Origin of the sequence: Pedococcus sp. (assembly GCF_036554925.1) — a bacterium.
Taxonomy (GTDB): Bacteria; Actinomycetota; Actinomycetes; order Actinomycetales; family Dermatophilaceae; genus Pedococcus_A.
Window position 1 is genome coordinate 1 of sequence record NZ_DATBMI010000106.1, and the last position, 8,773, is coordinate 8,773.

Annotated in this window: 8 protein-coding genes and 1 pseudogene; 4 read left to right on the forward strand and 5 right to left on the reverse strand. The window is 71.3% G+C overall.

Annotated features, from left to right (window positions below):
• A pseudogene (locus tag VIB11_RS08850) lies at positions 1–228 on the forward strand (hypothetical protein); the annotation flags it as partial.
• 82 nt (positions 229–310) lie between these two features.
• Here the strand turns inward: VIB11_RS08850 and VIB11_RS08855 are convergent.
• Positions 311–1,150, reverse strand: a complete 840-nt coding sequence (locus VIB11_RS08855) for an SDR family oxidoreductase (RefSeq protein ID WP_332030391.1) — start codon at positions 1,148–1,150, stop codon at positions 311–313.
• Between the two features lie 30 nt (positions 1,151–1,180).
• Entirely contained in the window at positions 1,181–2,458 is a 1,278-nt protein-coding gene (locus VIB11_RS08860) for a homogentisate 1,2-dioxygenase (RefSeq protein ID WP_332030393.1), read from the reverse strand.
• A gap of 101 nt (positions 2,459–2,559) precedes the next feature.
• On the opposite strand from VIB11_RS08860, the gene VIB11_RS08865 reads away from it, so the two are divergent.
• Positions 2,560–3,432, forward strand: coding sequence for a hypothetical protein (locus VIB11_RS08865; RefSeq protein WP_332030395.1), 873 nt, complete (start codon positions 2,560–2,562; stop codon positions 3,430–3,432).
• Entirely contained in the window at positions 3,433–4,650 is a 1,218-nt protein-coding gene (fahA, locus tag VIB11_RS08870; protein WP_332030397.1) for a fumarylacetoacetase, read from the forward strand.
• 113 nt (positions 4,651–4,763) lie between these two features.
• Here the strand turns inward: fahA and VIB11_RS08875 are convergent, their stop codons facing one another.
• Positions 4,764–5,690, reverse strand: a complete 927-nt coding sequence (locus VIB11_RS08875; protein WP_332030399.1) for an RDD family protein — start codon at positions 5,688–5,690, stop codon at positions 4,764–4,766.
• A 111-nt stretch (positions 5,691–5,801) separates the two neighbouring features.
• On the opposite strand from VIB11_RS08875, the gene VIB11_RS08880 reads away from it, so the two are divergent.
• A complete protein-coding gene (locus tag VIB11_RS08880; RefSeq protein WP_332030401.1) occupies positions 5,802–7,301 on the forward strand; it encodes an APC family permease in 1,500 nt (499 codons plus the stop codon).
• Between the two features lie 83 nt (positions 7,302–7,384).
• On the opposite strand, the gene VIB11_RS08885 is transcribed toward VIB11_RS08880, so the two are convergent.
• Complete coding sequence (locus VIB11_RS08885) at positions 7,385–8,035, reverse strand: hypothetical protein (RefSeq protein WP_332030403.1); 651 nt, start codon at positions 8,033–8,035, stop codon at positions 7,385–7,387.
• Positions 8,032–8,601 carry a polymorphic toxin-type HINT domain-containing protein gene (locus VIB11_RS08890; RefSeq protein WP_332030405.1) on the reverse strand — a complete coding sequence of 190 codons (570 nt, stop codon included), beginning with the start codon at positions 8,599–8,601 and terminating at the stop codon, positions 8,032–8,034. The genes VIB11_RS08885 and VIB11_RS08890 overlap by 4 nt, the downstream gene beginning before the upstream one ends.
• Positions 8,602–8,773 lie beyond the last annotated feature (172 nt).

Below are 8,773 nucleotides of genomic sequence, written 5' to 3' on the forward strand. Positions count from 1 at the left end.
CACCACCTCGTCCACTGGGCCGACCTCGGCCCCACCGACCTGACCAACGCGGCGTTGTTGTGCGAGCGGCACCACACCACCGTCCACACCCGACGGTTGGCCGGTCGGGTGGTCAGGGGCGCCCTCGGGGAGCGGGTCGAGTGGGACCTCACCCGAGGCTCCTACGACGACCTGCTCACCCGACGCGCAGCCCGACCACCCGCCGACCCCGAGGCCGAGCCGGCGTGACCCCGCCCCACACCCCGCCGCCGGCGGGGACCGTGGCATGTCCCGGCGCGGTCGAGACGTCGACGTGTGTACCCAGCTGTGGTCAGAGCAGCGCTTCGGGGTCGCTCAGGAAGGTCCTCGCACCCCTCAGCACGGTCCGCAGCTGACCCTGTGTCCACGCGCAGTCGAGCCGCACGTCGAGGGGACCGGGGACGCCGCTCGCCCTGCGCGACCCGGGGCGCAGCCCGGCGGGCGGGAGACCGTCGCGCGCGGCCACGAGCTCGCCGATCTCGAAGCGACTCACCGCGTCGGGACCGGCGACGTGGCGGACGCCGGAGGCATCGGCACGACCCAGCTCGAGGAGCGCCGAGGCCAGGTCGGCGACGTGCACCGGGCAGCGGATGTCGTCGGTGAACAGCTCCCCTGTCGCCGTGCCGTCGAGCAGGGCGTGCACCCGCCGCTCCATCGGGCTGTCGCGCGAGCCCATCACCAGGGAGGTCCGCGCGATGACCGCAGACGGGTCGATGGCCGCGACGGCCGTCTCGGCCGCGGCCTTGGCCGCGCCATAGGGGCTGACCGGGTCCGGCAGGTCCCGCTCCGAGTACGTCACGCGCGCACCGGAGAAGACCACGTCGCTGGACACGTGCACCAGCCGCGCTCCCGCGGCGCGGGCGCCCAGGGCGACGTGTGCGCTCCCGTCCGCGGTGGTCGCCCAGTCGTCCTGCGCGTATGCCGTGTGCACCACCAGGTCGGGGCGGGCGCCGGTGAGCACCCGCTGCACGGCGTCCCGGTCACGCACGTCGACGCGCTCGGCCTCGACCCGCCCGGCGACCGGGCCGCCCCGCCGGGAGACACCGACGACGTCGCACCCCTGTGCGAGGGCCTGGCGGACGACCACCCGCCCGAGCGCGCCGGTGGCGCCGGTGACGAGGACGCGGCTCATCCCCCCACCACCGGGGAACGCCCCCGCGGGTCACCCAATGCTGTAGTCGCTGCCGTCCGAGGTGCCGCCGCCGCGCTGACCTGCACTCCACGACCAGGCGTACCTCCCGTCGTCGACGGCACGGCCCCCTTCGCCGAGCTCGAGGGGACGGAAGGTGTCGACCATGACCGCGGTCTCGTCGAAGTACTGGACCCCGATCGAGGCCTCGCTCGCCCCGGGCTGCGGGCCGTGCGCGTGCCCGCCCGGGTGCACCGAGATCGAGCCCTTGCCGATGCCGGAGCCCTTGCGAGCCTCGTAGTCGCCGTCGACGTAGAACATGATCTCGTCGCTGTCGACGTTGGAGTGGTAGTAGGGCACCGGGATGGCCAGCGGGTGGTAGTCGACCTTGCGAGGCACGAAGTTGCAGATGACGAAGTTCCAGCCCTCGAAGACCTGGTGCACGGGCGGCGGCTGGTGCACGCGGCCGGTGATCGGCTCGAAGTCGCGAAGGTTGAAGACGTACGGGTAAAGGCAGCCGTCCCATCCGACCACGTCGAGGGGGTGGAACGGCAACGTGTGCACCGTGCCGACGATCCCGCCCGGGCCGTTGCCGCGGTGCTTGATGAACACCTCGGTCTCGTCGTCGGCCTTGTCCCCCACGTCCTCGGCCAGCAGCGGCCCCTGCGGCACCCGGAGGTCGCGCTCGCAGTACGGCGCGTGCTCGAGGAGCTGACCGTACTTGCTGAGGTAGCGCTTGGGTGGGGCGATGTGGCTGTTCGCCTCGATGCAGTACGCCCGCAGCGGGTCCCTGGTCGAGCGCTTCGGCAGCCAGCGGTGCGTCGTGGCCCGCGGGATGACGACGTAGTCGCCCTCGCCCACGTCGAAGGCACCGAACACGGTCTCGACCCTCGCGCGCCCGCGCTCGACGTAGACGCACTCGTCGCCAATCCCGTTGCGGTACCACGGGCTTGGCGCGCCGGCGACGGCATACGAGATCCGGACGTCACCATTGCCGAGGACCAGCCGGCGACCGGTGACGACATCGGTCCCCTTGACGTCCCTGGCGGCGAACAGGTCGTGGAGCTTCAGGTGGCGGGGCACGAGCGGGTGGTTCGGGGTCGTCGAGAGGTCGCCGATCTCCCACTCGCGGGCGGCGGCGATCGTGGAGGGGATGTTGCGGTGGTAGAGCAGCGACGAGTCCGAGGAGAAGCCCTCCTCGCCCATGAGCTCCTCGTAGTACAGCTCCCCGCCCTGCCTGCCGCGTGCCGGGCGACGGTGCTGGGTGTGCCGCTTGGGCGGGATGCTGCCCTGCTGCTGGTAGTGCGCCACAGGTCCACCTCTTCGTGGTCTCGGGTCGTCGGCGGGCATGGCCCATCGTGCTGTCTCGGGTGGGCGGCTCCGCCCACCGCCACCCTAGTAGCCTGCCGGGCATGACACCGCTGTCGGAGTTCGCCGCCGACCTCCCAGCCGACCCCTCGCTGTTCACCCTTCTCATCGACGACGCGGCCGTGTTCCCACCGGGCCTCGCGCCGCTCCCGGCTGCGGTGCGCGAGCACCGCGCCCACCGGTCGAGCTGGTATGCCGCGCTGGTCGGGCCGCTGCTCGTGCCCGCCTCGGTCGCGGAAGAGCTCCGCGACCTCGTGGCTCCGTCCGAGGACCCGCTGCGGGTCTCGGTCGTCGCACGCCCCGGGACCGCCCTTCGCACCGTCACCGAGGCCGTCCACCTGCTGCGGGACCACCCCGCGATCGACCTGGCCGGCGTCGAGATGGGCTGGGCTCCCGAGTGGCGGGACGTCGACCTCGCCGACCTTCCGCTCACCCTGGAGGTCCCGCGCGGCCCGGACCAGGCTGCTGCCCTCGCCGACGTCGCCCTCGACGCCGACGACGCCGGGGAGCTCCAGGTGAAGTTCCGCACCGGTGCGACCCCCCAGTGGGACTGGCCGGCCGAGGGAGAGCTCGCGACCTTCCTCGGGGCCACCCTCGAGCTCGGCCTCGCGTTCAAGCTGACCGGCGGGCTCCACCACGCCGTTCGGGGCACGCACACCGTCGGCAGCCACGAGGAGGAGCAGCATGGCCTCCTGAACGTCGTCTGCGCGGTGCGGGCGGCGCTGCACGGAGCGGGACCCGAAGGCGTCGAGGCCCTGCTGGCGGAACGGGACCCTGCCGTGCTCGTGCCGGTCGTCGGCGACCTCGACAGCGCGGACGCGACGGCCATCCGGACGTACTTCACGGCATACGGCTGCTGCGGGGTCACCGACCCCGTCAGCGAGCTGCACGAACTCAACCTCATCGAGGAGCGCTAAGTGACAGCCACCTGGCTCGACATCCCCGCGGACCACCCGTTCGGGCTGGCCAACCTGCCGTACGGCGTCTTCTCGACGCAGGGCCGGCCCCGTCGGGTCGGCGTGCGGGTCGGCGACTGGGTGCTCGATGCCGGCGCGGCATCCGAGCAGGCGGGCATGGAGTCCGGCGAGGTGTGGCTGCAGCCCAGCCTCAACGCCTTCCTCGCCGAGGGCAGGCCGGCCTGGGAGGCCGCCCGGGCCTGGCTGGTCGAGCTCCTGACCAACGAGGCCCGCCGGGACTGCGTCGAGCCGCACCTCGTGCCGGTGGAGCAGGTCACCATGCACCTCCCGGTCGAGGTCGCCGACTACGTCGACTTCTACGCCAGCGAGCACCACGCCACCAACGTCGGCCGCATCTTCCGACCCGACTCCGAGCCGCTGACCCCCAACTGGAAGCACCTGCCGATCGGCTACCACGGCCGCTCGGGCACGGTGGTCGTCTCCGGCACCGACATCATCCGACCGACGGGGCAGCGCAAGGCACCTGCGGACGCGGCGCCCTCGTTCGGCCCCAGCGTCCGGCTCGACATCGAGGCCGAGCTCGGGTTCGTCGTCGGCGGGCCCACCGCGATCGGCGAGCGGGTCGGCGTGGCCGACGCCGCAGACCACCTGCTCGGCGTGGTGCTGCTCAACGACTGGAGCGCCCGCGACATCCAGGCCTGGGAGTACGTCCCGCTGGGCCCGTTCCTGGGCAAGTCCTTCGCGACGAGCATCTCCCCGTGGGTGGTCACCCTGGACGCGCTCGAGGCCGCCCGCGTGCCGCTACCGGGCCAGGACCCGGAGCCGCTCGCGTACCTCCAGGGGACCGCGACCTCGCTGTTCGGCCTCGACATCCACTACGAGGTCGAGCTGAACGGCACCGTCGTGGCACGTCCCGAGTACCGCGACATGTACTGGTCGCCCACGCAGATGTTGGCCCACCTCACGGTCAACGGTGCGTCACTGCGCGCGGGCGACCTCTTCGGCTCCGGGACGATCTCCGGCGCAGCGAAGGACTCGCGGGGCTCGTTCCTCGAGCTGTCCTGGAACGGCTCCGAACCGTTCGCTCTCGGCAGCGGCGCGACGCGGGCCTTCCTCGAGGACGGCGACGTCGTGACCCTGCGGGCCGTGGCGCCCGGCCCTGAGGGCAGCCGGATCGGCCTCGGCGAGGTCACCGGGCGCGTCGTGCCCGCCCGCTGACCGCCCGACGACCAGTTCAGTCGCGCGGCCGGCGCGTCTGCCGCGACGCGCCGGGGCCGGAGGCGCAGTGGTCGTCCGCCGGCCGCCACGGGGCCGGCAGGCTGCCCGGCCGGCTAGACCTTGCGGGTGTCCACGACGTTGGTCCGCGCCATGAGGTCGTGGATGGCCTGCTTGTTCTGGTTGACCAGTGGGAGCAGCCCGTCAGCGAGCTGGAGCATGGCGACCAAGGTGCTGATGAGCGGCAGGCTCGAGAGGAGGTTCCCGCCCATCGGGATGACGGTGCGCGTCAGGGCCGTCTGGAACGTCAGCGGCCCGGGGCGTTCCCGCAGCCGGATCCTCAGGCCGAGTGCGCGCTTGCCGGGGGTCGCGGCGGTGGTGCGCGTCGTGAAGAAGACCTCGTACGCGATCGCCACCAGGGTGAGGATCACCGAGTAGGCCACCACCCACTTGAGCACGTCCGGGGTGACCGTCGGCGGTGTCGCGCCGGCGTTGCCCTGCTCGATCTCGCGGACGTAGCGGTCGAATGCCGGCCCCAGCTCGTTGCCGGCGCGGTAGATGAAGTACCCGGTCAGCGGCAGCGACCCGAGCCAGACGATGACCCAGTCGATGAGGCGAGCGGCGAACCGCTTCCACCAGCCGGCCAGCGCCTCGCCGTCGGGCGTGCGGGCCTGGGCGCCGTAGGTCGTCGGCGCCGGCGGCAGGTGCCAGCCACCCTGGGGTGCCTGCTGCTGGGGTGACCACTGCTGAGGGGGCTGCCAGCCCGGGCCGGCGCCACCCTGCCCGGGGCCGTACGGTGCCGGGCCGGCGCCCGGCGCGCCCACGCCGTGGCCGGGGCCCTGGGCGGGAGCCTGCGGGGCGGAGCCCTGCGGGGCGGAATCCTGGGGAGCGCTGCCGTACTGCCCGTGCCCGGCGGCATACCCCGGAGCGGGGCGGGTGCTTCGGGGCGAGGTGTGCCGGGTCCAGACGACACCGTCGAAGTAGCGCAGCTGCTGCGGGTTCTCGGGGTCGTCGTACCAGCCCGGGGACTGCGGGTGTGCCATGCGGCCAGCCTCTCACGCAGGAGCGGCAGCCCCCTGCGCAGGGCTTGCCCCGCGTCGGCGCGCGCACACCCGGATGTGCACGAGACATAACGCGCACTTATCGTTGGCCAAATGCGTGACACAGCATCGGTCCTGCGGACCAAACCCGTCGAGGACGTCCTGGCCCAGGCCGGCGACCCGGCCGACGCGTCGGGGCACGAGGGCGTGGGGCACCGGCTCTCCCGCCGGCTCGGCGCCAAGGACCTCATGGGCTTTGGCATCGGCATCGTCATCGGCACGGGCATCTTCACGCTGACCGGCGTCGAGGCCAAGCAGCACGCCGGCCCGGGTGTCGTGATCTCCTTCGGCATCGCCGGGCTGGTCAGCCTGCTGGCGGCGCTCTGCTACGCCGAGATGGCCTCGGCTGTGCCGACAGCCGGCAGCGCCTACACCTACGCCTACGCCACCATCGGCGAGATCTTCGCCTGGATCATCGGCTGGGACCTCATCCTCGAGTTCGCCCTCGGCGCAGCCGTGGTCGCCCGCGGTTGGTCCGGCTACCTCGCCAACCTCTTCGACCTGCCACCAACCCTGTTCAGCGAGGACGCCCCGGTGAACGTCGGGGCCATCGCCATCGTGCTGGTCCTCGGGCTGGTCGCCATGGTCGGCATCCGCGAGAGCGCGCGCGTGACCAACACCCTCGTCGTGGTCAAGGTCGCGATCTGCGCCTTCGTCGTGATCGCCGGCCTCTTCTTCGTCGACAAGGCCAACCTCACGCCGTTCATCCCGCCGGCGCAGCCGGTCAAGGAGGGCACCTCGGGCCTCGCCCAGCCGCTCAGCCAGGCGCTGTTCGGCCTCGAGCCGACGGCGTTCGGCTTCGCCGGGGTGCTCACGGCCGCCGCGGTCGTCTTCTTCGCGTACACCGGCTTCGAGGCCGTGGCCAACCTCGGCGAGGAGACCCGCAACCCCAGCCGCGACCTGCCGGTCGGCCTGCTCGGCACCCTCGCCCTGTGCACCGTGCTCTACATGGGCGTCTCGTTCGTCATCACCGCGATGGTGGACTACCGGAAGATCGACGAGGGCGCCCCGATCGCGAGCGCCTTCGACGCCGTCGGGGCCGGCTGGGCCGCGGCGCTGATCTCCATCGCTGCCGTCGCCGGGCTGACCTCGGTGATCCTCGTCGACATCGTGGCCATGGGTCGCATCGGCTTCTCGATGGGCCGCGACCGCCTGCTTCCGCCGTCCATCGCGAAGGTGCACCCTCGGTGGGGCACCCCCTACCGGATCACCGCGATCACGATCGTCGGCGTCGCCCTGCTCGCCGGGTTCGTCCCGCTCGGCACCCTGGCCAACCTCGTCAGCATCGGGACGCTGTTCGCGTTCATCGTCGTCTCGGTGGCCGTGCCGATCCTGCGTCGCACCAGGCCCGACATGAAGCGCCCGTTCCGGGTGCCCTTCTCCCCCGTCGTCCCGGTGCTGTCTGCGCTGGCCTGCCTCTACCTGATGACGAACCTGTCGATCGAGACCTGGCTGCGCTTCGCGGTGTGGATGGTGCTCGGCGTGGTGCTCTACTTCGCCTACGGCCGCCGCAACGCCCGTCTGGCCCAGCGCGAGACCGTGCCCACCGCCTGACCTCACGCCAGGCACGAGGGCCGGTATGCCATGTGTTCACCACGCGGCGTACCGGCTCCTTCGTGTGCCGAACAAGGTGCGGCTCAGGGGCCCGCGCTGGCAGGCGACACGCCACTACGGATGCGCCCTGCGAGCTCAGCGGCGAACGCGCGGAACTGCTCAGCAGCCTCGCTGTCGCGGTCCCCCACCTGAGCCAAGGTGCTGTCGACGTGCGCGAGCGCCTCCGGCCCCCGGCCCAGCAACCAGAGCGCCACCGGGGCCCGGAAAGCTGTCTGGTGCCCATGCCCCTCGCCAGCCGTTAGGGCGCGCGAGATGTCGATCAGGCCACGGCGGTCGCGCATGTATGGCAAACCGAACTCCTGCATGCTGCGCATGAGGTCATCCACGACGCGTCCGTCGACTATCTCGTCGCCCGTAACGGTCCATTCCCTGCCCTCATCTTTGGGCATCAAGTAGCGCAGTGGCTCCGAGACCGTCGGGGGCACGTATGCGTGAAACTTCTGGCCCAAGAGGTCCGCGACGACGTGCTCGATCTCCTGATGGCGAACTCCACACACCGGGTTGAGGGCAGACACCCCGGGGCCTCCGGCGTGGCTGCCTCGGTTGATTCCAACCCACCCCAAGCTCTTGACTTGCAGCTGCAAGGTGAAGATGAGACCAGCTCGCTTCTTGAACCCGAGCTTAAGCAAGTCGCCCGCTAATCGGTCGAGCGCCGGGTGCATGGGCTTGCTCATAACCTGTTCAACCACACGGTCCAGACTGGGATTGCGTCGATGGGCTGCCCGGGCGTTAGGCCCGCCTCACGTGCGTTCTTTCCCACGGGGGTGCCACCGCGCGCCCTGAGGATGGGACAGCCCGTGCTTTGGTTCGAGGTGTGTCGCGCCCTAGGACCGTTCTCTACCTCGATGAAGCATTTCGTTCCACAGGGCAGTTCCACGTAGACATCAGGCCGTGTACGAACCTTGCCAATCTTCATCGTCACCTCCCGCCCAAGAACCTTGCCACCAGACGCTACAAGGTCCCTGACCACGTCTTCGACGCCGTCCTGCCCCTTCTGCACAGGGGCCGCGCCACCACAGTTGTGGGTGAGGACTGAGCTGTTGCCCACCTGGACGAAGTAGGTGTGCAGGCCACTGACCGTCAGGTTGTAGACGACCTGCTTCTGGGCGAAGTGCCGCACGGCCGTGACCTGGACGAAGGTGCCGGCGCCAGTGCGTAGGAGGTCGCCGACCGCGATCTGGCCGGCCTCCCGCCACTCCCCTGGCCCCTCGACCCAGATGGGGTGACCCTCGGTCGCCACGACCGATTCCCCTCATCGGGATCGTCGCGGGCAGCCACCGTGATCTGCACCAGCCGCTTCTCACCGTCGCCGCGGATGACTGCCTCGACGGGGCGCTTGGCGCTCGCCAGTCGTCGAGGCCTCGGCGAGGACCTCGTCCCCGAGGGCTGACCTCGTCCATGGCCTTGGTTCT

Excerpts from the sequence above, each read along its gene's own strand:
- VIB11_RS08855 (WP_332030391.1), bottom strand. The coding sequence starts at position 1,150 with ATGAGCCGCGTCCTCGTCACCGGCGCCACCGGCGCGCTCGGGCGGGTG.
- VIB11_RS08865 (WP_332030395.1), top strand. The coding sequence starts at position 2,560 with ATGACACCGCTGTCGGAGTTCGCCGCCGACCTCCCAGCCGACCCCTCG.
- VIB11_RS08875 (WP_332030399.1), bottom strand. The coding sequence starts at position 5,690 with ATGGCACACCCGCAGTCCCCGGGCTGGTACGACGACCCCGAGAACCCG.
- VIB11_RS08880 (WP_332030401.1), top strand. The coding sequence starts at position 5,802 with ATGCGTGACACAGCATCGGTCCTGCGGACCAAACCCGTCGAGGACGTC.
- VIB11_RS08885 (WP_332030403.1), bottom strand. The coding sequence starts at position 8,035 with ATGAGCAAGCCCATGCACCCGGCGCTCGACCGATTAGCGGGCGACTTG.